This is a genomic window from Leifsonia shinshuensis (genome assembly GCF_014217625.1).
Lineage (GTDB): Bacteria > Actinomycetota > Actinomycetes > Actinomycetales > Microbacteriaceae > Leifsonia > Leifsonia shinshuensis_A.
The window spans coordinates 1,649,248-1,672,670 of sequence record NZ_CP043641.1; the positions used below are offsets into that span (position 1 = coordinate 1,649,248).

Here is a 23,423-nt window from a genome sequence, read left to right on the forward strand (position 1 = left end):
CCCGGGAGCGCCGATGACCGAGTACCGTGCCCACTTCGACGCGAGCGTGTCGTTCGTCAACGGCGGCGGCCTGACCGCGGAGGGCTTCCGCCTGGACGTGCCGTCCGAGTCGATCGGCGAGGCGGAGGTCGCCGAGCTCTTCGTCCGGCACCTCGGCCTCGCGCTCGTGGGCGCCGTCGAGCTGAACGACCTGCGGATCGTGGCGGAGCCGCACCGCGGCAGCCGCGGAGTGATCGAGCCGCCGATGGGATCGGAGCCTGCGTCCCGCCGCGTGGTCGACCTCAGCCACCCGATCCGCGCCGGGCTGGTCACCTATCCCGGCCTCCCTGCCCCGGTCATCACCCCGCACCTCACCCGGGAGGACTCGCGCGAGCGCTACGCCCCCGGCACCGAGTTCGCGATGGACATGATCACGATGATCGGCAACACCGGCACCTACCTCGACAGCCCGTACCACCGTTACGCGGACGGCGGCGACCTCGCGTCGCTCGACCTGTCGACGCTGGTCGGCCTGCGCGCCGAGGTGTTCCACCTGGAGGACGCCGCCGAGCGCGGCATCCCCGCCTCGGTGTTCTTCGACCGCGACCTGGCCGGCACGGCCGTGCTGCTGCACACCGGCTGGGACACCCGCTTCGGGACGCCCGCCTACGCGACGGGCGCGCCCTACCTCACCGAGGCCGGGGCGCAGCACCTGGCCGACGCGGGCGTGACACTGGTCGGCATCGACTCGCTCAACATCGACGACACGGAGAGCGGCGGCTCGCGGCCGGCGCACAGCATCCTGCTCGCCCACGGCATCCACGTGGTCGAGCACCTGACCCGGCTGGGCGACCTCCCGGCCCGCGGCGCGCGCTTCACGGCGGCTCCGCCGGCGGTCGAGGGGTTCGGGACGTTCCCGGTGCGGGCGTTCGCCGAGGTGTGAGGCCGCGACCGGGTCACCCGTCCGGATCCCCCCTCAGTCGTGCAGGATCTTCTGGAACAGCACGTGGTCCTGCCAGCGCCCCGCGATCTTCAGGTAGTCCGGCGCGACGCCGATGCGCTCGAAGCCGGCGCGGGTGAGCACCGACTGGGAGGCGTGGTTGGCCAGCAGTGTCGCGGCCTGCACGCGGTGCAGCGCGTAGTCGTCGCGGGCAGCGTCCACGAGCGCCGACAGCGCCACAGAGGCGAGGCCGCGGCCGGTGTGGTCGCGGTCGAGCCAGTAGCCGACCATCGCGCTCTGGAAGGCGCCGCGGACGATGTTGGAGAGGTCCATGCCGCCGGCGATCTCGTCGCCGTCCACGATCACCAGCGGCACCGCGGTCTCCAGCGAGCGCAGCGCCAGCAGTTCGAGCGTGCGCGTGCGCTGGCCGGCCTCGGTGAAGAACTCCTCCGAGCGCGTCGGATCCCACGGCGCCAGGTGGCCGCGGTTGCGGAGGTACGCGGCGGCGAGCGCCGCGGCGTCCTCCTCCCGGCGCAGGCGCAGGAGGAGGCCGCCGGGGAGCTCCCGGTCTGCGAAGTCGAGCGCCATCAGTAGCGGTAGTGGTCGACTTTGTACGGGCCGTCGACCGGCACGCCGATGTAGGCGGCCTGCTCGTCCGTGAGGGTGGTCAGCTGCACGCCGAGGGCGTCGAGGTGGAGGCGCGCGACCTTCTCGTCCAGGTGCTTCGGCAGCACGTAGACGCCGATCGGGTAGTTCTCGGTCGAGACGAAGAGCTCGAGCTGGGCGAGCACCTGGTTGGCGAACGAGTTGCTCATCACGAAGCTCGGGTGGCCGGTCGCGTTGCCGAGGTTCATCAGGCGGCCCTCGGACAGCACCAGGACGCTGCGGCCGTTCGGCAGCCGCCACTCGTGCACCTGCGGCTTGATCTCCACCTTCTCGGCGCCGGGCAGCACCTCCAGGGAGGCCATGTCGATCTCGTTGTCGAAGTGGCCGACGTTGGCGATCACGGCCAGGTGCTTCATGGCGAGGATGTGGTCGAGCGTGACGACGTTGACGTTGCCCGTGCCGGTGATGAGGATGTCCACCTGGTCGATGACGGACTCCAGCGTGGTCACCTGGAAGCCGTCCATCGCCGCCTGGAGGGCGTTGATCGGGTCGACCTCGCTGACGATGACGCGGGCGCCCTGGCCGCGCAGAGCCTCCGCGGCACCCTTGCCCACGTCGCCGTAGCCGGCGACGAAGGCGACCTTGCCGCCCATGAGCACGTCGGTGGCGCGGTTGAGGCCGTCCGGCAGCGAGTGGCGGATGCCGTACTTGTTGTCGAACTTGCTCTTGGTGACCGAGTCGTTGACGTTGATCGCCGGGAACAGCAGCTCGCCGTGCTTGGCCAGCTCGTACAGGCGGTGGACGCCGGTGGTGGTCTCCTCGGTGACGCCGAGGATGCCGTCCGCGACGCGCGTCCAGCGGTCGGGCGAGGTCGCGAGGGAGGCGCGCAGCGCGGCGAGGATGACGCGGTACTCGTGGCTGTCGCCCTCGGCGTCGTCCGGCACGGCGCCGGCGAGCTCGAACTCGCGGCCCTTGTGGACCAGCAGGGTGGCGTCGCCGCCGTCGTCGAGGATCAGGTTGGGGCCGGTCCAGTCGGCGCCGGCCGCGGCGGCCTCCGTGCTCCAGTCGAAGATCTGCTGGGTGCACCACCAGTACTCGTCAAGCGTCTCGCCCTTCCAGGCGAAGACCGGGACACCGGCCGGGGCCTGAGGCGTGCCGGTCGGGCCGACGGCGATGGCGGCTGCGGCCTCGTCCTGCGTGGAGAAGATGTTGCAGCTCGCCCAGCGCACCTGCGCGCCAAGGGCCACCAGGGTCTCGATCAGCACGGCGGTCTGCACGGTCATGTGCAGGGAGCCGGCGATGCGGGCGCCGGTGAGCGGCTTGGACGCGCCGAACTCCTCGCGGAGGGCCATCAGGCCCGGCATCTCGTTCTCGGCGAGCCGGATCTGGTGCCGGCCCGCCTCGGCGAGCGAGAGGTCGGCGACGCGGAACGGCAGGGACGTGTCAGTGACGGCGGAAGGCATGAGGTTATTCTCCCATGCGCTCCGCGTCACGCCAGTGGGATGACGGGCAGGAGGCCTATTCGGCGCGGATGAGCGCCAGCGCCTCGTCGCGGATGCGCGTCATCGTGGCGGCGTCGGCGCCCTCCACGTTGAGGCGCAGCAGCGGCTCCGTGTTGGACGGGCGCACCGAGAACCACCAGAACGGCTCGGTCTCATCGGTCAGGCCCGTGATGGTGAGGCCGTCCAGCTCGTCGAACTCGGCGCGGCCGGTGAAGGCCTCCACCACCCGCGCGTAGGCGGCGGGGACGTCCTCCACCGTGGAGTTGATCTCTCCGGACTGCGAGTAGGGCGTGTACACCGCCGCCAGCTCGGACAGCGGGCGCTCCTGCATGCCGAACTCCGCCAGCATGTGCATCGCGGCCAGCATCCCGTTGTCGGCGCTCCAGAAGTCGCGGAAGTAGTAGTGCGCCGAGTGCTCGCCGCCGAAGACGGCGCCGGTCTCGCGCATGGCCGCCTTGATCAGCGAGTGGCCGACGCGGGTGCGGTACGGCATCGCGCCCGCCGCCTCGATCGTCTCCGGGACGATGTTGGACGTGATCAGGTTGTGGATGACCGTGATCGGGGCGTCCGGGTCCTCGGCGCGGGCCCGGTCGATCTCACGGAGGGCGACGATCGCGGCGACCGCGGACGGCGACACCGCGCCGCCGGTCTCGTCCACGACGAAGCAGCGGTCCGCGTCGCCGTCGAAGGCGAGGCCGAGGTCCGCGCCGTGCTCGACGACCGCGGCCTGGAGGTCGACCAGGTTGGCCGGCTCCAGCGGGTTCGCCTCGTGGTTCGGGAAGGTGCCGTCCAGCTCGAAGTAGAGCGGGACGATCTCGATGGGCAGCGCGGGCAGCCCAGCGGCCTCGCCCAGCACGGCGGGGACGGTCAGCCCGCCCATGCCGTTGCCGGCGTCCACGACGATCCTGATCGGGCGGATGTCGCTGAGGTCGACCAGGCCGCGCAAGTAGGCGGCGTAGTCGGCCAGGACATCCTGCTCGCGATACGAGCCGGGCTCGGCGACGGGCTCCAGCCCCTCGGCGAGGTAGACGGCGGCCCGGTCGCGGATGGCGGCGAGTCCGGTGTCGAAGCTGAGGCCCTGCGCGCCGGCGCGGGAGAGCTTGATGCCGTTGTACGTGGCGGGGTTGTGACTCGCGGTGAACATCGCGGCGGGCGCCTGCAACGCTCCGGAGGCGAAGTAGGACTCGTCGGTCGAGCACAGGCCGATCGACACGACGTCCGCGCCGCGGGCCTGCGCGCCGCGGGCGAACGCGGCGGCGAACTCCGGCGACGAGTCGCGCATGTCGTGGCCGACCACGACGTCCGAGCCCGCCGCGCCGATCTCGTCCACGAAGGCGGCCGCGATCGCGGTGACGATCTCGGGGGTCAGGCCGCTGCCGACCAGACCGCGGACATCGTAGGTCTTGATGACCCCGGAGAGGGCGTCACGGTAGTCGTCGATCGAGTCAGCTGTGTGCACCCGGTCACCCTACTTGATCTCGCCGAAGACCTCGTGGCGGACGATCTGCCAGCCCTGCGGCGCCGACAGGCGCTCGGCGTGGATGGCGCAGAGGTCGTAGGAGTGCGGCTCGTGGTGGAGGCTGAGCGGGCCGAGCACCGCCATCGAGTCCGCGTAGACGTACGTCAACGTCGACACGGCGTCGCGCGGACACGCGACACGGGAACACGGGCGGCTCAACATCGGGCTCAGACTACCGGAGCCCCGCCGACGTAGGATTGCGACATGCCCCGCAACCGCCGCACCAGCAGCAACCCTCCGGCGACCAGCCGGTGGCGCAGCCGTCACGGGCGCGGAGCGCGCGGACCGGTGACCGGGCCGCATCTGCCGATGCTGCAGAACCGCATCGACTTCTTCGACATGACCGTGGCCTCCACCGCCGACTACCTCAAGGGCGTCTGGCCGGACGAGCTGGCGGACGTGCACTTCGAGGTCGCGGCCACGCCGGTCGGCAACACCGGCAGCGACGGCGTCGACCGCTGGTACGTCGACCACGCGCGCCGGCGCATCGTGCTGTACCGCGTGCCCATCCAGCGCCTGACGAAGCTGCACCGCGACGACGACCTGCACCGCCGGATGTACATCGAGGGCTGCGTGTTCCGCGCTGTCGCCGAGCTGCTCGGCAAAGACCCGTGGGATCTGGCGCCCGACCGCTTCCGGCACTTCTGAGCCGCGGAGGAGCACCCGCGCGGAGGCGGCTCCCGTCAGTGCGGGTAGACCTCGATCGCCGACGCGAGCGGTCCGGCCGGTGAGACCGCGAACGCACTCGCCTGGCCGTCGGCCTGCAGGCTGACGGAGACCTCCAGGCCGTCCCCGCCGGTGATCGTGTAGCGTCCGGTCGGCACCGCCGCGTTCGCGCCGCCTTCCGCGGGCACGGTGAGCGCGATCGGCTTCCCGGACGCCGGCTGGATCTTCACCTTGGCGTCCTTGTCCCCGCCGTTGGCGAAGTGCAGGCGAGGGGCCGGCCCCGGCGGCACAGCGACGAGCTGGGAGTCCGTGATCGGCGGTGTGGACGCGAACCACGCGAAGTCGCGCGTCTTGGCGCCGATGGTCGACGTGCGGACCGCCGCGACCACGGGGACGCTCGATCGGACGGTGACGGTGAAGTACCCGTCCTTGAGGTGGTCGAGCGGGATCTCGGCGACGTTGCCCGCCTTGACGGTCTGCGCGAGAGAGTTGCCCGCTGCCGTGCCGGCCTCCCCCACGGCGCCGATCGTGATCTGCGCGTCCTGGGTCCCCGGCACGAAGATACGCACCGTCGGGAACTCCACGCTGACGCTCTCCGCGGACTGCGCGGCGGTGATGGCGGCGAGCGAGGCGATCGCGACCCCGGGGATCGTCTGCACCCGCGACGGCGCTCCTGTCGCGCCGGCGAGCTCGACGCCGCGCGGGTCGATGCCCTGCTCGAAGCTCTGCTGCATGGTGGCCACGACGGCGCCGCCGGTGGTGGTCACGTGGACCACCGGAGCGGTGGCGGAGGGCGCGAGGCCGGCCAGCGGGACGACCTTCTGCGCTCCGGCGGGGACGACGATGCCGGTCGCGCCCGGAGCCGCCACCCGGCCGGTCTCGGTGTAGATGTCGAGGTTGACGGTCGCGTCGACGGAGGTCGGGTTGGACAGCAGCACGAGGCTGGTCTGGCCGAGCGTGGTCGCGCCCGCGACGAGCCAGCTGTCGGCGCTCGCCTCGGCGCAGGAGGCTGCGGCGAGTCCGGCGAGATCCGGGCTGGCGACGCTCTGGACCTGGGCGCCCGCGAACAGCGGAGGACGGGTCGCGCCCTGGGGGGTTGCGGCTGTGAGCGCCAGCGGGGACTGGTCGGCCGAGTCGGTGGACGCGTCCGGCTTGAGGTTCCTGGTCTGGGTGGCGGGGCCGTCGGTGCCGTAGACGGCGGTGGACTGCCCGAGGGCGCTGGGCTGCGAGGCCTGGCCTGCGTCGGCGGCGAGGGCGAGCACCGGCCCAGGGCACACCCGCTGCTGGTCGGCGGGGACCGGGTGGACGGTCTTCGAGGGCGCGTCGATCGCGAACCCGGACAGCGGGAGCAGGGTCGCGCCCGCGATGACGACGGCGGCGATCCCGACGCCGACGAGGCCTCCGATCGCGCGGACGCCGCCCTGGGCGAGGGCACGGCGGTCAGCCACGGTCGCTCCTCTCGATGGACGGACGGGTGCGGATGATGGTCTCGTCGAGGCCGTCCTCCAGCGTGGTCGGGGCGTCGAACGAGACGGCGGCCTGGAGGGCGAAGTCGTGCGCGGTGGCGTTCCCGCCGGTGGCGGGATCCGGGAGGGCGGACTCTGGGAGTTCCGGCTCCGGCGGCGCGGGCTCCGCGAGAGCGGGCTCCGCGAGAGCGGGCTCCGCGAACGCGGACTCCGGGAGCGCGGGCTCCGGCGCGGCCAGGACCGCCGACTCCCGGTCGGGCTGCGGGCCTGTGGTCTCCTCCGGCTCGGGACGCGCCTCGCGCGCCTCGTCCTCGTCGGCGGACTCGACCAGGGCCTCGTCCTCCGGCTCGGCGTCCCACTCGTCGAGGCTCTCGCCTGCGACGGGGACGTCGCCGTCCGACGGCGGGTCCGGCTCGTCGTCCGGCTCGATGGCGGGAGGCTCGCCGCCGTGCTTGCGGGCGGGACGGCGGGAGTTCAGCTCGGAGACGCGGTCGGCGGACCGGGTGGTCGGGATGGCCAGCAGCAGTGTGAAGCCGATGATCAGCCCCTGGACGAGGAGCACGATCAGGCGCCAGATCCCGCCCGCGTCCGGCGGGATCATCGCCGCGGGAGGCTCGACGGCGGTCCCGCGGTCGAAGGCCCAGAGCGAGCCGGTCGTGGTCTGGCCGACCGGCGCGAGCAGCGAGTTCGCGTCCATCGCGACGCTCGCGCGCGCCCGGGTGGCGTCGGCCGCCGTGGTGTCCGGCTTGGTCCCGACGTGCTCGTCCAGCGCCGTCGCCGGCGGAGTGAGCAGCACGAAGTCGATGCCGAGCCGCTTGAGCTCGCCGGAAGCGTCGAAGCCGCTGCGCGAGGCGAGGTTGCCCGCGAGCGTCGCGAGCTCCTGCTGGCCGGACGACAGCGAACGCTCGGTCGAGCTCAGCGTGGTCTGGACGTCGAGGGTCTGCCCGCTCCCGCGGATGACCTCCGCCTGGATGCCGCCGTCGGGCTGCGGCGTGATCCGCAGCGTGCCGGTGCGCGGCTGCGTCGCGGCCTTCGCCGTCACCACTGCCGGCATCGTCCGCCCGTCGCTCGCCGTCACGGCGGCCTGGCCGTCGTGCGTCGCCAGCGCGGACGGCACTGCCGCGATCGCGATGGTCACCATCGCGACCCAGGCCGGGGCGAGCGCGCCGCGGCGGAGCGCAGAAAGCGCGAGCACGGCGGCGCCGATGAGGCCGAGCCAGTACAGGCTGACCGCGCTGCCCGGCCAGATCGGGACGACCGCCGACCCGGAGACCGCGATCTGGACATGCAGCGCGGTGACCGCGGTGAGGAAGCCGGCGAGGGCCACCAGCAGCGCCACGACCGCGCGGACCGTGCCGCGCAGGAACAGCGCGAGGATCGCGAGGATGCCGAGCGGCGCCAGCAGGATCGGCACGATGATGGTGCTGGGCAGCGCGCTGAGCCCGAACGCCTGGGCGAGGGCGTGCCAGCCGCCGAGGGCGCCGTCCGGGAAGCCGAGCGCGAGCTGCCAGGCGGGCGTCCGGCGCGCGTCGAGCGTAACGCCGGGGTCGGCGAAGATCGACAGCCACGCCCCGCGGGAGGCCTGCTGCCAGACCAGCGGCGCGAACAGGACGATGGCGGGCAGTGGGATGAAGACGATGCGCGCTGCGCGGCGGCCGGCGAACACGATGGCCGCGATCCAGGCGATCACGAGAGCCGGGATCAGCACAGGCGCGCAGGCGACCGTCGCCGCCGCGATCAGCGCCGTCGTGGCGCTGGCCGTCCAGGACCGGCGCGCGGCGAGGCCGGCGAAGAACAGCCACGGCAGGAGGATGTGCGCGAGCACGGCGCCCGGCCGGCCGCCCTGCAGCGCGACGAAGAGCGTCGGCGCCAGCGCGTAGACCACGGCGGCGAAGGCGCGCAGCGTCGGCCGCACGGTCAGCCGCGCTGCCGCGAGCCAGGCGCCGAGGGCCGCGAGCGGCAGGGCGAGCAGCCAGAGCGCCACGAGCGAGACGCTGGGCTGCCAGAACGTCAGCGTGCCGAGCACGGCGAGCACCGCGGAGAACGGGTCGGCTGCGCCAGTGAAGCCGAGGTTGATGTCGCGCCAGCCGTAGCCGAGGTTCGACCAGAGCTCGCCGACCGAGCTGTTCAGCGGCAGCATCCCACCGCCGGTGATCGCACCGGAACCGGCGAGCGGGTAGAAGAGCAGGACGCCGACGGCGAGCATCGCGAGGACGGTCCAGCCGCCTCCTGTGCCCCAGAAGTCGAGCTCCTGGCGCTCGCCCTGCTGGCGCACCATGGCCGCCTCGCGCTTGAGCGCCCGGCCGCGGCGCACCTCAGCGAACGGCAGCCGCAGCGGGGCGATGGCCGCCCAGCCGACGGTGCGCGCCCGGGAGAGCCGGCGGCGTGCGCTGCCGACGGCCATGCCGGAGAACGCGACCCGGAAGGCCGCGCCCAGCTCGCCGCCGACCGACCCCGGCTCCTTGCGGAGCAGGCGCAGGATCGACCGCAGGATCGCCAGCGGCACGAGCGTCAGCCAGTGCGGCACGAGCGCCCAGCCCGGCGCGTAGACCATCCGCCGGTGGAGCTGCGCCCTGCGCCGCTCCCCCGCGAGCTTCCGGCGCACCGACCACTTGCGCGAGAGGTTCGGTCCGGCGACCCCGTCGCCGCCGACGGCCACGCGGGCCTGGGCGACGAGCGTCACGCGGTACCCGGCCAGGCGCGCCCTGGTGCAGAAGTCGAGACCGTCGTCGATGGTGGGCAGGGCCGGGTCGAAGCCGTCCAGGGCGTCCCAGACCGGCTGGCGCACGAGCATCCCCGCCGAGGAGACGGCGAGCACGTCGCTCAGGCCGTCGTGCTGGGCCTGGTCGAGCTCGTTCTCGACCAGCGGGAGGGAGGCGCCGAACGGCGTCATCGACTCGCCGAACTCGCGGATGAACGCGGCGTCCTCGGCGTCGACCAGCTTGGGGCCGACCACGGCGACCGACGGGGAGACCTCGAGCGCGCCGAGCAGCGCCGCCAGGGTCTCCGGCTCCGGAGCGGTGTCGTGTGCGAGCAGCCAGAGCAGTTCGTCGGAGGAGCTCGTCGGCGGGAGCACGCGCACAGCGGTCGCGATGGCCGTGCCGAAGGGCAGCTTCTCCGGGCTCCGGAGCAGCTGGGTGGGCTTGGCGTCGGCGAGGAGGCGGGCGGCGTCGTCCGTGCTCGCGCAGTCGACGGCGATCACGGCGTCCGGCTGTCGGGTCTGTGCCGCGAGGGCGTCGAGAGTGCGCTGCAGGCTGGGGCCGCCGCTCGGGGCGACGACGATGGCGGTGACTCTCGGATACATCGGGAGTCAGCCTAAGTTGGGGCTGCGCCGATCCCGGTAGTGCGTCGGGCGCGGCGCGTATTCGACCCGGTCAGCCCGCGCGCTTGCGGAGCTTGCGGCGCTCGCGCTCCGAGAGCCCGCCCCAGATCCCGAACCGCTCGTCGTTGGCGAGCGCGTATTCGAGGCACTGGGACCGGACTTCGCACGAGGTGCAGATCCGCTTGGCATCGCGAGTGGAGCCGCCCTTCTCGGGGAAGAACGCCTCCGGATCCGTCTGTGCGCACAGGGCGTCGGACTGCCAGGCGAGAGGGTTGTCGTCGTCGACACCCGCCCGGACTCCCGGAACCCCGAGTCGCACCGGATCGATGAACCAGTCGTCGGGTACCCCAGAACGATATTCAGGAATTGCCATATCGGTCTCCCCACCCTTAACTGCCGTCGACACGCTTGTCGTGTCGCAATAATTACACCGTTGTCATTCGCTTCCGTCAAGTCGCGAATCGTAAAGCCTTAACGCCTGGTCGAGACTTCACGACGCGCCGGGGCTCGACAACAATCGCGACACGCCCGACCTGTCTACCCCCATCGGTCGAGCGGTCAGGACGCCGCCTGCCGTGCTTCCCAGGCGCTGCCTACCATTTCCTCGAGGGAGTGGCGCATCTTCCAGTCGAGATCGCGCGCGGCGAGCTCTCCTGAGGCAACGATGCGGGCTGGGTCCCCCGGACGTCGAGGCCCCACTTCTGGGGTGAAGGCGATTCCGGTCACGCGGGCCACCGTGGACATGATCTCGCCGACGCTGACACCGTCGCCGCTGCCCAGGTTGTAGACAGCCTGGATCGGCTCGCCCGCGTCGAGGCGCTTGGCCGCGGCGACGTGCGAGATCGCGAGATCGGCGACATGGATGTAGTCGCGCACGCAGGTGCCGTCGGGCGTCGGGTAGTCGTCGCCGTTGACCCGCGGGGTGCGGCCGGCGACGAGCGCGTCGAAGACCAGCGGGAAGAGGTTGTGCGGGCTGGTGTCGCGCAACGCGGGGTCGCCGGAGCCGACGACGTTGAAGTAGCGCAGCGAGGTGTGGCGCAGGCTCGCGGCGACGCCCTGGTCGCGCAGCAGCCACTCCCCGATCAGCTTGGACTCGCCGTACGGCGACTCGGGGTTCTTCGCGGTCGCCTCGGTGACGATGTCCACATCCGGCGTGCCGTAGACCGCGGCGGACGAGGAGAAGACGATCGCGTCGACCCCCGCCTCCTGCATCGCGGCGAGCAGCACGGCGGTGGCGGTGACGTTCTGCTCGTAGGTGTGCAGCGGCCGCTGCACCGAGACGCCGGCGTACTTGAAGCCGGCGACGTGCACGACGCCGCTGATGGTGTTCTCTCGGAAGATCCGCTCCAGGAGCGCCCCGTCGAGGATGGTGCCGCGGTAGAAGGGAACGTCGGCCGGGACGAACTCCTCATGCCCGCTGGAGAGATCGTCGACCACGACGACGTCGATGCCCTCCGCACGGAACGCCTGCACCACATGGGAGCCGATGTAGCCGGCCCCTCCAGTCACCAACCACGCCACGGGCGTCCTCCTGCTTCGAACGGAACGAGGGATTCACTGCAACCCTAGCGTTCGGAGCGATCGGGGCCCTTCCGCGGGCCGGTCAGACGAAGGCGGCCTCTCCCGTGATCGCCCGGCCGACGATCAGGGTGTTCATCTCCCGGGTGCCCTCGTACGAGTACAGGGCCTCCGCGTCGGCGAAGAACCGGGCGACGTCGTAGTCGATGACGATGCCGTTGCCGCCCATCAGCTCGCGGCAGCGGGCGACGGTCTCGCGCATGCGCGAGGTCGCGAACGCCTTGGCCAGCGCCGAGTGCTCGTCGCGCTGCTCGTCGTCGTCGAGCATCTGCGACACCCGGGTGCAGAGCGCGATGGAGGCGGTGATGTCTCCGATGGACTTCACCAGGTGGTCCTGGATGAGCTGGTGCTTGGCGAGCGGCTTGCCGAACTGGACGCGCTCCTTCGCGTAGCGCAGCGCCGCCTCGTAGGCCCCGACCGCGACGCCGACGGCCGCCCAGGCGACCTCCGCGCGGGTGAGGCGCAGCACGGCTGCGGTGTCGCGGAAGCTGTTCGCGTTCTGCAGGCGCAGCGACTCCGGCACGCGCACGTTCTCGAGCGTGATGTCCGCGTTCTGGACGATGCGCAGCGACTGCTTGCCCTCGATCTTGGTCGCGGTGTACCCGGGCGTGCTGGTCGGGACGATGAAGCCCTTCACCTGGCCGTCCTCCGCGCTCTTGGCCCAGATGACGGTGATGTCGCTGAAGGTGGCGTTGCCGATCCACCGCTTGGAGCCGTTGAGGATCCAGTCGTCGCCGTCGCGGGTCGCGACCGTGCGCAGGCCCTGGGCGGAGTCCGACCCGGATTCCGGTTCGGTGAGCCCGAAGGCGCCGAGCACCTCGCCGCTGGCGAGTTTCGGCAGCCACTCCGCGCGCTGCTCCTCGGAGCCGCAGACGCCGATCGCGCCGAGCGCCAGTCCGTTCTGCACGCCGACGTAGGTGCTGACGGAGGCGTCGACGCGGGCGAGCTCCAGGGCGACCCAGCCGCGGAACACCGCCGAGTTCTCGAACGGTGCGGTCTCCGCGAAGCCGAGGCCGATCGCACCGTTGCTGTGCAGGACGTCGATGATCTGATGCGGGAACTCCGCGCGCTCCCAGTACTCGTTGACGATCGGCTTGATCTCCGACTCGAGCGCTGCGCGCAGGTTCGCGATGAAGTCGCGCTCGCGCTCGGTCAGCAGGTTCTCGAAGCCGTAGAAGTCGCTGGCGAGGGATTCGAAGGCCATGTGTGCTCCAGTGCATGCGGTCGGCAGAGACCGCCAGCCTAGGGAGCGGCCAGGAGCGCGGCAAAGCGATTGGTACTTTGGTCTAACCGGATCGAAGGGAACACGACGGATGTTTGTGCGCATCGGCAACACCCCGCGCGATTACGCGTGGGGTTCCACCACCGCCATCGCCCACCTGCTCGGCACGACGCCGAGCGGGGCCCCGGAGGCCGAGCTGTGGCTGGGCGCGCACCCGGGCTCCCCCGCGCGCATCCTCGACCCCGCCCAGACCGGCGGCGCCGCCGACCTGGCGCACTGGAGCGAGACGGCGGGGAGACTGCCCTACCTGCTCAAGGTGCTCGCGGCCGCGGGACCGCTGTCGCTGCAGGCGCATCCGTCGTCGGCGCAGGCGCGTGCCGGGTTCAAGCGCGAGAACGCAGAAGGCCTGGCCCCGGACTCCCCCGAGCGCAACTACAAGGACCCGTTCCACAAGCCGGAGATGATCTTCGCGCTGTCCGACCCGTTCGACGCCCTCTGCGGCTTCCGCGAGCCCGCAGAGAGCCGCGCCGCACTGGAGCGTCTGGCCGGCGGCGACCCGGCGGTGGCCGCGTTCGCGGCGACACTCGACGGCGAACCGGAGGCAGCGCTGCGCCGCGCGACCGAGTGGCTCCTGGGCGGTGCGCCGGAGGTCGCGGCGGTCGTGGACGCGGTGGTGGCGGCCGCGCAGGCGGCAGAGGGAACCTCCGCCGACAGCGTCGACGCCGGCACCGTCCGGATGCTCGCGGCGGCCTTCCCCGGCGACCCCGGCATCGTGCTCGCCCTGCTGCTCAACCGGGTGGCGCTGCGCCCGGGCGACGCGCTCTACCTCCCGGCGGGCAACATCCACGCTTACCTCCGCGGCCTCGGCGTCGAGCTCATGGCCGCCTCCGACAACGTGCTGCGCGGCGGGCTGACCCCGAAGCGGATCGACGTGCCCGAGCTCGTGAGCATCCTCGACTTCGCGCCGTTCGCCGTGACCCCGATGGTCCGGGAGCGGCCCGCGCCCGGCGTCGAGGAGTTCGTCCCCGACGTCCCCGACTTCCGGCTCGCTCGCGTGGAGGTCGGCGGCGATGTGCCGTCCGCTCCCGTGGAGTTGCCGGGCACGGCCATCGCGCTCTGCACGGCCGGAGACGTCGAGCTGCGCGGAGCGACGGGCTCGCTGCGGCTCACCCGCGGCGAGGCGGCCGTGGTGACGGCCGACGAGCGGGAGCTGACCGTATATTCCGGCGGCGGCACACTCTTCCTGGCGACCCCGAACCGGTGAGCTATCCTGCGGGGGTGAGCAAGCCCTCCCGACCGGCAACCGGATCCGTCTCGCTGAGCGACCGCGTCGACGCCGCCCGCGGCGCGTCCGGCACCGGAGCCTCCGTCTTCGCGGTGCTGCTGCTGTTCACGCTGTTCGCCGGGGACTTCTGGCGCAACCTGATCAGCTGGCCGGGGTACTTCGTCCTCGCCGGCGCGCTGGCGGTGGGGAGCGTCGTCCTCCTGGTGCGCATGCGGCCGGTCGTGCGGTGGCGGAAGCTCCCGAAGTCGCTCGTGCTCTTCCTCGCCTACGCCGTCGTCTCGCTGGCATGGTCGGCGTACCCCGGGGCCACCGCGCTGGGACTCATCGCCCAGTTCGCCACGACCGCCGCGGCCGTGTTCCTGGCCTTCTGCCTGAGCTGGAAGTCGCTGCTGACCGCCCTGGCGAACGCGTTCCGCTGGATCCTCGGGCTCTCGCTGCTGTTCGAGCTGGTCGTCGCGATCTTCGTGCGCAGGCCCATCCTGCCGCTCACGCCCGCGCAGCCGGCGCCGTCCAGCCACATCCCGTCGGCGTTCTACTGGAGCCGCGACCTGCTCTTCCACGGCGGCCAGATCCAGGGCATCGTCGGCAACAGCAACCTGCTCGCCATGGTCGCGCTGCTCGGTCTCGTGGTGTTCGGCATCCAGTTCGCCGACCGCAGCGTCCGCCGCGGCACGGCGATCACCTGGCTGGTCGTCGCCGTCGTGACATTCGCGCTGACCCGGTCGTCGACCGTGTTCGTCGCCGCCGTGTTCACGGCGGTCGTGCTCGGCTTCGCGCTCTGGACGCGCCGCGCCGGCCCGGAACGGAGGCGGCCGGTGTACCTCGCCGCCGCGGCGCTCGCGATCGTGGTAGTCGTGTCCGTGGTGCTGTTCGCCTCCCGCATCCCCGTGCTGCTCGGCAAGAGCGAAGACCTCACCGGCCGGCTCACGATCTGGGACTCGGTCATCCACCTCGCCCAGGAGCGCCCGGCGTTCGGCTGGGGCTGGGTGAGCTACTGGGCGCCCTGGGTGGCGCCGTTCAAGAACCTCGCCGTGCGCAGCGGCGTCGTCTACCTGCAGGCGCACAACGCCTGGCTCGACGTCTGGCTGCAGCTCGGGATCGTCGGGCTGGTGATCTTCGCCCTCCTGGTGCTGAGCACGCTGTGGCGGTCGTGGTTCCTGGCCGTCGACCGCCCGCGGGTCGCGGTGGCCGACGACCTGCCGTACACGGCCCTCGCCCTCCTGCCGCTGCTGCTGCTCGCCGCCCTGCTCGCACAGAGCCTCGCCGAGAGCCGCATCCTGATCGAGGGCGGCTGGGCGCTCTTCGCGCTGCTCTCCCTGAAGACCAAGCAGTCCGCCACGTAGGATTCTGTTCATGGCCGAACCGCGTCGAACCCTGGTGCCGCCAGCGGTCACCGAGTTCCTCGGATCGGCGAGATTCAACTCGACCCTCGCGCTGCTGGCGGTGGTGACCGGCTTCTCGACGCACGCCATCCGCGCGGTGATCGGCTGGCCGGGCCTCATCGGGGTCCTCGGCACGATCGCCTTGCTCGCGGCGATGTCGTTCATCGCCCAGCGCAAGCTCATCGAGTGGCACGGGCTCCTGCCCATCTCGGCCCTGCTCTTCGTCGGCTGGTGCGCGCTGTCCATCATCTGGAGCGACTACCAGTGGGCCACGGTCGCCGGGGTGCTCTACCAGCTGCTGTTCGCGTTCCTGGCGGTCTACATCGCCCTGGTGCGCGACGCGATCCAGATCGTCCGGGTCGTCGGCGACGCCCTCCGCGTGCTGCTGACCGTCTCGCTGGCGCTAGAGGTCCTGAGCGGGCTGCTGCTCGACCTGCCGATCCGCTTCCTCGGGATCGCGGGCAACATCGCCGCGGGAGGCCCGATCCAGGGTCTGTTCGGCACCCGCAACCAGCTCAGCATCGTCGCGCTGATCGCCTTCGTCACCTTCCTCGTGGAACTGCGCACGCGCTCCGTGCGGCCGACGCTGGCCGCGTTCTCGATCACGCTCGCCGCGCTCTGCATCCTGCTCGCGCACTCCCCCGTCATCGCCGCGGTGTCCGTGGTCGTCGGGTTCGCCACGCTCGCGCTCTACCTGCTGCGGAAGGTCCCGGCCAACCGCAGGACGCTGGTGCAGTGGGCGCTCGCTGTCCTGACCATCGCGGTACTGGTCACCGCGTACATCTACCGCACCCGCGTCATCGACCTGCTCAACGCGCGCGCGGACTTCCAGGTGCGCTACAAGCTCTGGATCCAGATCTGGGAGCTCATCCCGATCAACCAGATCGCCGGCTGGGGCTGGGTGGGCGCCTGGCCGACCGATCTCTACCCGTTCAACGCCATCCAGGACGCCACCGGCACGTATCACCCGGACGGCCTGAACGCCTACCTCGACGTCTACCTGCAGGTCGGCTTCATCGGCCTGCTGATCTTCATCGCGCTCATCGCCCTGGCCTTCGGCCGCTCCTGGCTGCTCGCCTCCAACCGGCGCAGCGTCGTCTACGCGTGGGCACCGCTGGTGATGGTGGCCCTGCTGGTCACGAGTGTGTTCGAGAGCTCGATCCTCATCGAGTCCGGCTGGATGCTGCTGGTGATCTGCACGGTGAAGGCGTCCCAGGGGATGAGCTGGCGGCTGCGGCTGCCGCACCGCGACGGGGCCTGAGGGCGCTCACGACCGGAAGACCTTCGCGCGGGCTTTCTCGGGGGTTACCCGCGTGCGCAGGCTCGTGCCAAGATGAGCGCACCCAGCGCACTGGACAGGAACCACCACGATGTGACGCATGCCATGACGATCGACATCCTGATGCCCTTCTATGGCGACCCGGGACAGTTCCGGGCCGCGGTGGGGAGTGTGCTCGCCCAGTCCGACGGGCGATGGCGACTGACCATCGTCGACGACGCCTACCCAGACCCGGCGCCGGGGAGCTGGGCGGCGACGATCGAGGACGAGAGGGTCGGTTTCCTCCGCAACCCGGTCAACCTCGGGATCAACGGCGCCTTCAATCGCTGCGTGACGCTCGTCGAACACGATCACTTCGTGATCATGGGCTGCGACGATCTCCTCACCGCGGACTACGTCCGTCAGATGCACCAGGCGATCCACGACCACCCGCGCGCCAGCTACCTGCAGCCGGCGGTCTCGATCATCGGCGACGACGGTGAGAGACTGCTGCCGCTGGCCGATCGCGTGAAGGACTGGAGCCGTCCGCACCCGAAGGTCTCCGTCGAGCTCGGCGGCGAGAAACTGACGGCGAGCCTCCTGCGCGGGAACTGGACCTACTTCCCGTCCATCTGCTGGCGCACCGCGGACGTGCAGCCCCGGGGGTTCGATCCGAAGTACTCGATCGTGCTCGACCTCGCCCTCCAGCTGGAGCTTCTGATGAGCGGCGCGACCATGGCCCTCCTCCCGGGCGAGACCTTCCGCTACCGTCGCCACGAGAGCAGCGTCTCGGAAGAGGCGGCGAAATACGGCAGTCGCTTCGCGGAGGAGCGTGAGCTGTTCCTCGAAGTCGCCCCTCGGCTGCACGACATGGGCTGGACGAAGGCGGCGAAGGCGGCGGAATTCCACGTCACCTCCCGCCTCAACGCCTTGACCAAGCTTCCCGCCTCGCTCCTGCACGACTATCGCCCGGGGACGAACGAACTCGTCCGCCACGTGTTCACGAACCGGCCGGCACGCTGAGCGGCAACGGAGCCTCGTCGGGTATCGTGTGTTCGTGCCATTCCGCCTCGCCCGCACCCTCATCGTGATGCCCGCGTTCAACGAAGAGGCGTCCGTCGGCGATGTCGTCCGCGAAGTGGCCCTCAAACTGCCCGATGCGACGTGCCTCGTCGTCAACGACGGGTCGGCCGACCGCACGGCCGAGGTCGCGCGTGCGGCGGGAGCCGCCGTCGCCACTCTGCCGTACAACATGGGCGTCGGCGGCGCCATGCGGCTCGGATTCCAGTACGCCCGCGAGAACGACTTCGACGTGGTGGTCCAGATCGATGCCGACGGCCAGCACGACCCGTCCAACGTCCCCGCACTGCTGGAGGCGCTCGAATCGGCCGATCTGGTGATCGGCGCACGGTTCTCCGGCGTCGGGGACTACGAGGTGCGCGGACCTCGGCGGTGGGCGATGAACGTGTTGTCCGGCGTCCTCGGCCGCGTGGCCGGTGTGCCGCTCAACGACACGACCAGCGGGTTCAAGGCGAACGGACCGCGCGCAGTCGAGCTTTTCGCGCGATCCTTCCCGGCCGAGTATCTCGGTGACACGGTCGAAGCGCTGGTGATCGCCGCCCGCGCCGGCCTCAGGATCGCTCAGGTGCCTGTGGCCATGCGGCCACGCGCCGGTGGACAGCCGTCGCACAATCCGGTCAAGGCCGCCGTGTATCTGGCTCGCGCGTTCGTCGCACTCGCCGTCGCGCTGATCCGCCCTCGAACCGCCAGCAAAGAGACGGCCACAGCCTGACATGTCCATCACCAGTTACATCTTCGGTATCCTCGCAGCGCTCCTGACCCTCGGCGTCGTGATCGAGATGCTCCGCCGCGGCCGGATGCGCGAGCGTCACGCCATCTGGTGGCTGGTCGCGGGGACCCTCGCGCTCATCATCGGAGTCTTCCCGAGCACTCTCACTTGGGCGGGCGCCGTCTTCGGCGTCGCAGTGCCCGTGAACCTGGTGTTCTTCGTGAGCATCGCGGTGCTGTTCCTCGTCTGCATCCAGCACAGCAGCGAGCTCACGACACTGGAGAGCAAGGCTCGCACGCTCGCTGAGCGGAGTTCCCTGCACGAGCTCCGCATCGAGGAGCTCGAGCGGACCATCACAGCGCTGCGAGACGAGAGAAACCAGTAGCGGCCGCTCCGAGCGGCCGACGACTCGGGCCGCGCCGTCAGGCCGGCTGGACCAGGTCCCTTACCATGTCGCGCACGCCCAGGCCGTAGCGTCGATAGCGTCCCCTCAGCGCTTCAGCGAGGATCGGCAGGAGACGACGTACGCGGGAACCGGGATAGTCCGACCGCACGATCTCGTGCTGAAGCTTCTCGGCGAGCGCGTGACGGACCTGGACGGGGACGGCGACATCGACCTCGAACCGTTCCGCGAGAGCGCGAGCCCGTTCGAGAAGACGCGCGTTGCGCGGTCCGCGCGGCTGCGTGAAGCGCGACAGCGCGGTCGACCGGGTCAACTTGGGCGCGCCGATCTGATTCGCGCCGTGCAAGCGGTAGCGCGTCAGCGGCTCCGGGCCGAGCTCCACGGCGCCGAGGACGGCCGCTGTCACGGCGAGCCACTCATCGTGGACCCACGAGGCCGGGAACGGAGTCGAGGCCGCGAGGAGCTCCGCGCGGAGCGCAGCTGTGGCCCCTGTGACGATGTTCCGCCTCAGCAGAACGTCGAGCGCGCGTCCGGACGCGATCGCACCGCGTTCGGCCGCGGACACCCGGAGGTTGCCGAAGAGCGTGCCGGGAAGGACGGATCCGGAGTCGTCGATGAGGCGGGCGTCGGTGAACACCAGCCGAAGCCCGGAGCCGCCGAGCGCAGCACCGAAAGCCTCGACCTTGCCGGGCTCCCAGACGTCGTCCTGGTCGCAGAGGACGATCACCTCGCCCGTGGCCCGCGCCATGGCAGCCTCGAAATTGGCCGTGACGCCGAGGGCCTGCTCGCGGAACTCCACGAGCACGTCCAGCCCCTCCGGAGCCTGCGCGGCGAACGCCTCGAGCAGGGCCCTGGTGCCGTCGGTGGAGGCGTCGTCCGAGATCACGAGCTCGTCCACCGGCCGCGTCTGGGCCAGGATGGAGCGCAGCTGACTCTCCAGATGCGCGGCGCCGTTGTGCGTGCACAGGACGGCCGAGATGCGCGGGCGGTCAGCCATTCGCCGCGTTCGCGAAGCGGGTGTGCGACTCCCAGGCCGACTCCACGATGTCGCGGAGGGTGAGCCGTGCCGTCCAGCCGAGCTCGTCCCGTGCCCTCGCCGGATCGGCCACGACAGCGGCCGGGTCGCCCGCGCGGCGCGGTGCGACGACCGGCTCGATGTCGATTCCCGACACCTCCAGGATCATGTCCACCATCTCGCGCACAGAGCTCCCCCTGCCCGTTCCGATGTTGAACACGTGATGACGCGGCTCGTCCGCACGGGCGACCAGGTCGAGCGCGGCCAGGTGCGCCTCCGCGAGATCGGTCACGTGGATGTAGTCGCGCACGCAGGTGCCGTCCGGCGTCGGATAGTCGTCGCCGAAGATGACGGGCGCCAGGCCCTGATCGAGCTTCTCGAAGACCATCGGCACCAGGTTGAGCACGGCCGTGTCGCCGAGTTCGGGGCGACCAGCGCCTGCGACGTTGAAGTACCGCAGGCTCGCCGCGCGGAGGCCGGTCGCCGCCCGCGCCTCGTCCAGCATCTGCTCGCCGATGAGCTTGGTACGGCCATAGGGGTTGATCGGGACGGTCGGGGTGGACTCGTCCAGGCGCTCGCCCGCCGCGGCGCCGTAGACGGCCGCGGACGACGAGAACACGAGGGCGGGGACATCCGCCGCCTCCATGGCGAGGAGCAGGTTCGCCATCCCGCCGACGTTCTGCTGGTAGTACCACGCCGGCCGGCGCACGGACTCGTCCACGCGTTTGCGGGCCGCGAAGTGGATGACCGCGTCGTGACCGGCGAGAGTCGCCGCGAGGGTGTCGATCGCCGCAGTGTCGTCCAGCCGGAGGGAGATCAGGTCCACACCCGGGACGCGGCCAGGGTCTCCTGTCTCGAGGTCGTCCACGATGGTGACGTCGTCGCCCCGGTCACGGAGGAGCCGCACGACATGGCTCCCGATGTACCCGGCTCCACCGGTGACCAAGACTCTCATGCAGGCAAGTCTACGAGAACGCCGTCCGGCGGCCGGGCTATGGGCGATGCGCCGGAGTGCGCCCGTTCACGTCCTGGAGGATCTCGAGATACTCCCCCGCGCGACCGGGCCAGGTCCACGCCTCGGCCGCCTCTGCGGTCCAGCGCGGTCTGGGGCGGTCGAGCGCAGCAGCCATGGCAGTCGCCAGCGCGTCGTCGGCGAGTGACTCCACGAGGTGCACAGGTGCTCCGGCAGCGTCGAGCGCTGTCACGCCGGCCAGCGGGTAGGTCACGATCTGCGCGCCGCTCGCCGCTGCTTCGATCAACGTCGTCTGAAAACCTTCGGAGAGTGTGCTCGGGTTCACCAGCACCGCTCCCGCGAGTTCGTGCATCACGGCCTCCTGCGAGATCCGGCCGCGGAACTCGACGCGGTCGGCGATCCCGAGGCCTGCGGCTGCTGCGACGAGGGAATCCCGCTGCGGTCCGTCGCCCACGATGACCAGGCGTGATCCCGGGTGGTCGGCGGCGATCCGCGCGAATGCCGCGATGGCGCGGTCGGCGCCCTTCCCGGCGACGAGCCGGCCGACGACGACGAAGTCCGGCTTGTGGGGCGGCTCGTGCGGCTCCACCGGCGGGACCGCGGTGGCGTTGTAGAAGATCCGCGCGTCGACGCCGGCGAGCCTGCTCACGAACGCGACGACGCGCTCGGAGACGCCGAGCACGCGGTCGGCCTGGCGCAGCGCGCGCCGGCCGAACGTGACATCGACCAGCCTGCTCGCCACGCCGACCACCAGGGGGACTCCCGCGACGAAGTCGGACCCGTGCTCCGTGTGCACGACGGGGACCCGGAGGGAGCGGGCCGTGGCGATGCCCTTCCAGGTCATCGGGAAGAACCGAGTCTGGGTGGAGACGATCGTGATGCCGTCACCGCGCAGCCGAGCGGCCGCACGGCGATATGCCGCGCGCTTCGGGAATGCGAACACGCCCCCGACCGACGGCCCCTGCGGGATCCGGATGACCCTGATGCCGTGCTCCATCGTCTCGGACTCCGCGTCGGACAGGGTCAGCACCGTGGCGCGGTGCCCGCGCCGGACGATTTCCCGCGCCAGCGAGGCGACGTGGACTTCGACGCCGCCGACCCGCGGCGGGTAGTTGTTGACCACGAAGAGCACGTGCTGAGTCGCGGCAGCCTCCGTCTGAGGCGATGCCGAGTTCATCGATGATGTCACCTGACTACGCTATAGGAGGCGCACGCGCTCCGAACCCACCACCCGACCGAAAGGAAGCCGACGCCTGTGACAGAGGATCTCCCCGCCGAGAGCTCCTGGTTCAAGATGACGACCTGGCTCCTCTTCGCGAACCTGTTCCGCAATCTCGGCCTGATCGCCATCCTCGTCCTGCTGGCGCGGTTCACGAACAGCGAAAGCGTCGGGCACTACTCGCTCGCGCTCGCCATCAACACGCCGATCTTCACGTTCGCGGAGTTCGGCATGCGGACGGTCTACTTGACGCTGCAGCGCGAGTACCGCTTCTCGTCGTACATCGCCGTCCGGGTGTCCATGATCGGCGGCGCGTTCGTCGTCGGCGCGATCGTGTCGTTGTTCTTCCCGCTGGAGATCGGCGTCTCGATCGTGCTCGTCGCCGCCGTGAAGTTCATGGACTCGCTGTCCGACCTGTTCTCCGCTCCACTGCAGAAGTACAACGCGGCAGAGAAGATCATGCGGGGCTATCTGGTTGGCGCCATCCTCGGAACGGCGGTGGTGGCAGTCGCCCTCTGGCAGACCCGCAGCCTCAACGCGGCGCTGGCCTCCCTGCTGGTCGTGTCGACCATCGTGGCGATCATCATGTGGCGGCCGGCGCACAAGCTCGTCCGGGTGGCGGAGCGCGACCTGGAGCCCAGCCCGCGACGCACGGAGCTCACCGAGATCGTCCGTGCCGGGCTTCCGACCGGGGTCTCGTGGGCGATGCTCTCCCTCGTGGCCACCATGCCGCAGTACTTCCTCGCCCCCACGCACGGCCCGACCGAGGTCGGCCGGTTCGCCATCATCCTGTACGTGCTCGCCGCCGTCGAGCTCTTCCTCAACGCGCTCTCCCAGTCGTGGATCCCGACTGCGCGGGAACGCTGGTCGGCGGGCGAGAGCGTCGGCCACTTCGCGCGCGCCGTCACCGTCGTCTCGGCTCGCTGGACCGCCTTCTTCATCCCGCTGACGATCGTGGGCGTCGCTGCGATGTGGTTCCTGATGCCGCTCGTGTTCGGGCCGGTGTACACGATGTCCCTCGGCGAGCTCATCCCGCTCGCCGTGTGCATCCTGTCCACCCCTGCGGTGTTCTTCGGCGCGATCGGCCTGACCGTGCGCAACCTGTACGCCGAGGGCATCATCCTGAGCGCCGCGGCCGCCATCACCAGCTTCGTGCTGTGCGCCGTGATCATCCCCGGCTACGGCGTCGAGGGCGCGCTCTGGGCGACCTTCGGCGCCTACGGGGTGCGGGCGATCACCGCGTTCGTCATCCTCTTCCGCAGCCGGCGGCTGCCGGCGACGGCCACCGCCTGAGCACAG

At 71.0% G+C, this 23,423-nt stretch carries 21 protein-coding genes; 9 read left to right on the forward strand and 12 right to left on the reverse strand.

What is annotated here, in order from left to right:
- The first annotated feature begins 13 nt into the window (after positions 1 to 13).
- On the forward strand, positions 14 to 922 hold the full coding sequence (locus tag F1C12_RS07975; protein ID WP_185278238.1) for a cyclase family protein: 909 nt from the start codon (positions 14 to 16) through the stop codon (positions 920 to 922).
- Between the two features lie 33 nt (positions 923 to 955).
- On the opposite strand, the gene F1C12_RS07980 is transcribed toward F1C12_RS07975, so the two are convergent.
- The 4 genes from F1C12_RS07980 to F1C12_RS07995 are packed head-to-tail and all read right to left on the reverse strand — an operon-like array spanning position 956 to position 4,663.
- The gene (locus F1C12_RS07980; protein WP_185278239.1) at positions 956 to 1,507 is read right to left on the reverse strand and encodes a GNAT family N-acetyltransferase; all 552 of its coding nucleotides are present in this window, start codon (positions 1,505 to 1,507) and stop codon (positions 956 to 958) included.
- On the reverse strand, positions 1,507 to 2,988 hold the full coding sequence (gene ahcY, locus F1C12_RS07985; RefSeq protein ID WP_185278240.1) for an adenosylhomocysteinase: 1,482 nt from the start codon (positions 2,986 to 2,988) through the stop codon (positions 1,507 to 1,509). The genes F1C12_RS07980 and ahcY overlap by 1 nt, the downstream gene beginning before the upstream one ends.
- 55 nt (positions 2,989 to 3,043) lie before the next feature.
- Positions 3,044 to 4,486, reverse strand: coding sequence for a phosphomannomutase/phosphoglucomutase (locus F1C12_RS07990; RefSeq protein ID WP_258046171.1), 1,443 nt, complete (start codon positions 4,484 to 4,486; stop codon positions 3,044 to 3,046).
- A gap of 9 nt (positions 4,487 to 4,495) precedes the next feature.
- Positions 4,496 to 4,663 carry a DUF3499 domain-containing protein gene (locus F1C12_RS07995; protein ID WP_258046172.1) on the reverse strand — a complete coding sequence of 56 codons (168 nt, stop codon included), beginning with the start codon at positions 4,661 to 4,663 and terminating at the stop codon, positions 4,496 to 4,498.
- Positions 4,664 to 4,750: 87 nt separating this feature from the next.
- On the opposite strand from F1C12_RS07995, the gene F1C12_RS08000 reads away from it, so the two are divergent.
- On the forward strand, positions 4,751 to 5,194 hold the full coding sequence (locus F1C12_RS08000) for a metallopeptidase family protein (protein WP_185278241.1): 444 nt from the start codon (positions 4,751 to 4,753) through the stop codon (positions 5,192 to 5,194).
- A 35-nt stretch (positions 5,195 to 5,229) separates the two neighbouring features.
- Here the strand turns inward: F1C12_RS08000 and F1C12_RS08005 are convergent, their stop codons facing one another.
- From F1C12_RS08005 to F1C12_RS08025, 5 genes are all read right to left on the reverse strand, one after another.
- On the reverse strand, positions 5,230 to 6,660 hold the full coding sequence (locus tag F1C12_RS08005) for a DUF5719 family protein (protein WP_185278242.1): 1,431 nt from the start codon (positions 6,658 to 6,660) through the stop codon (positions 5,230 to 5,232).
- A complete protein-coding gene (locus tag F1C12_RS08010; protein WP_185278243.1) occupies positions 6,653 to 9,982 on the reverse strand; it encodes a glycosyltransferase family 2 protein in 3,330 nt (1,109 codons plus the stop codon). The genes F1C12_RS08005 and F1C12_RS08010 overlap by 8 nt, the downstream gene beginning before the upstream one ends.
- 70 nt (positions 9,983 to 10,052) lie before the next feature.
- On the reverse strand, positions 10,053 to 10,373 hold the full coding sequence (locus F1C12_RS08015) for a WhiB family transcriptional regulator (RefSeq protein ID WP_179607589.1): 321 nt from the start codon (positions 10,371 to 10,373) through the stop codon (positions 10,053 to 10,055).
- A 185-nt stretch (positions 10,374 to 10,558) separates the two neighbouring features.
- A complete protein-coding gene (galE, locus tag F1C12_RS08020) occupies positions 10,559 to 11,521 on the reverse strand; it encodes a UDP-glucose 4-epimerase GalE (protein WP_185278244.1) in 963 nt (320 codons plus the stop codon).
- A gap of 82 nt (positions 11,522 to 11,603) precedes the next feature.
- Positions 11,604 to 12,782 carry an acyl-CoA dehydrogenase family protein gene (locus F1C12_RS08025; RefSeq protein WP_185278245.1) on the reverse strand — a complete coding sequence of 393 codons (1,179 nt, stop codon included), beginning with the start codon at positions 12,780 to 12,782 and terminating at the stop codon, positions 11,604 to 11,606.
- A gap of 109 nt (positions 12,783 to 12,891) precedes the next feature.
- On the opposite strand from F1C12_RS08025, the gene manA reads away from it, so the two are divergent.
- The 6 genes from manA to F1C12_RS08055 all read left to right on the forward strand — a co-directional run bounded on the left by manA (position 12,892) and on the right by F1C12_RS08055 (position 18,899).
- Positions 12,892 to 14,064, forward strand: a complete 1,173-nt coding sequence (gene manA, locus F1C12_RS08030; RefSeq protein ID WP_185278246.1) for a mannose-6-phosphate isomerase, class I — start codon at positions 12,892 to 12,894, stop codon at positions 14,062 to 14,064.
- A gap of 14 nt (positions 14,065 to 14,078) precedes the next feature.
- Positions 14,079 to 15,428, forward strand: coding sequence for an O-antigen ligase family protein (locus F1C12_RS08035; protein ID WP_185278247.1), 1,350 nt, complete (start codon positions 14,079 to 14,081; stop codon positions 15,426 to 15,428).
- Between the two features lie 10 nt (positions 15,429 to 15,438).
- On the forward strand, positions 15,439 to 16,728 hold the full coding sequence (locus F1C12_RS08040; RefSeq protein WP_185278248.1) for an O-antigen ligase family protein: 1,290 nt from the start codon (positions 15,439 to 15,441) through the stop codon (positions 16,726 to 16,728).
- 72 nt (positions 16,729 to 16,800) lie between these two features.
- Positions 16,801 to 17,748 carry a glycosyltransferase family 2 protein gene (locus tag F1C12_RS08045; protein ID WP_258046173.1) on the forward strand — a complete coding sequence of 316 codons (948 nt, stop codon included), beginning with the start codon at positions 16,801 to 16,803 and terminating at the stop codon, positions 17,746 to 17,748.
- Positions 17,749 to 17,782: 34 nt separating this feature from the next.
- Entirely contained in the window at positions 17,783 to 18,517 is a 735-nt protein-coding gene (locus F1C12_RS08050) for a glycosyltransferase family 2 protein (protein WP_258046174.1), read from the forward strand.
- Between the two features lies 1 nt (position 18,518).
- Positions 18,519 to 18,899 (forward strand): DUF2304 domain-containing protein, encoded by a 381-nt coding sequence (locus tag F1C12_RS08055; protein WP_185278249.1) that lies wholly within the window; start codon positions 18,519 to 18,521, stop codon positions 18,897 to 18,899.
- 37 nt (positions 18,900 to 18,936) lie between these two features.
- Here the strand turns inward: F1C12_RS08055 and F1C12_RS08060 are convergent, their stop codons facing one another.
- The 3 genes from F1C12_RS08060 to F1C12_RS08070 are packed head-to-tail and all read right to left on the reverse strand — an operon-like array spanning position 18,937 to position 22,094.
- Positions 18,937 to 19,914 carry a glycosyltransferase gene (locus F1C12_RS08060; protein WP_185278250.1) on the reverse strand — a complete coding sequence of 326 codons (978 nt, stop codon included), beginning with the start codon at positions 19,912 to 19,914 and terminating at the stop codon, positions 18,937 to 18,939.
- Positions 19,907 to 20,887, reverse strand: a complete 981-nt coding sequence (gene galE, locus F1C12_RS08065; protein ID WP_185278251.1) for a UDP-glucose 4-epimerase GalE — start codon at positions 20,885 to 20,887, stop codon at positions 19,907 to 19,909. Before galE (F1C12_RS08065) ends, F1C12_RS08060 begins: the two co-directional genes overlap by 8 nt.
- A 37-nt stretch (positions 20,888 to 20,924) precedes the next feature.
- The gene (locus tag F1C12_RS08070) at positions 20,925 to 22,094 is read right to left on the reverse strand and encodes a glycosyltransferase family 4 protein (RefSeq protein WP_185278252.1); all 1,170 of its coding nucleotides are present in this window, start codon (positions 22,092 to 22,094) and stop codon (positions 20,925 to 20,927) included.
- A gap of 66 nt (positions 22,095 to 22,160) precedes the next feature.
- Here F1C12_RS08070 and F1C12_RS08075 point away from each other — a divergent pair, with 66 nt between their 5' ends.
- Complete coding sequence (locus F1C12_RS08075) at positions 22,161 to 23,417, forward strand: lipopolysaccharide biosynthesis protein (protein WP_185278253.1); 1,257 nt, start codon at positions 22,161 to 22,163, stop codon at positions 23,415 to 23,417.
- Positions 23,418 to 23,423: the final 6 nt, after the last annotated feature.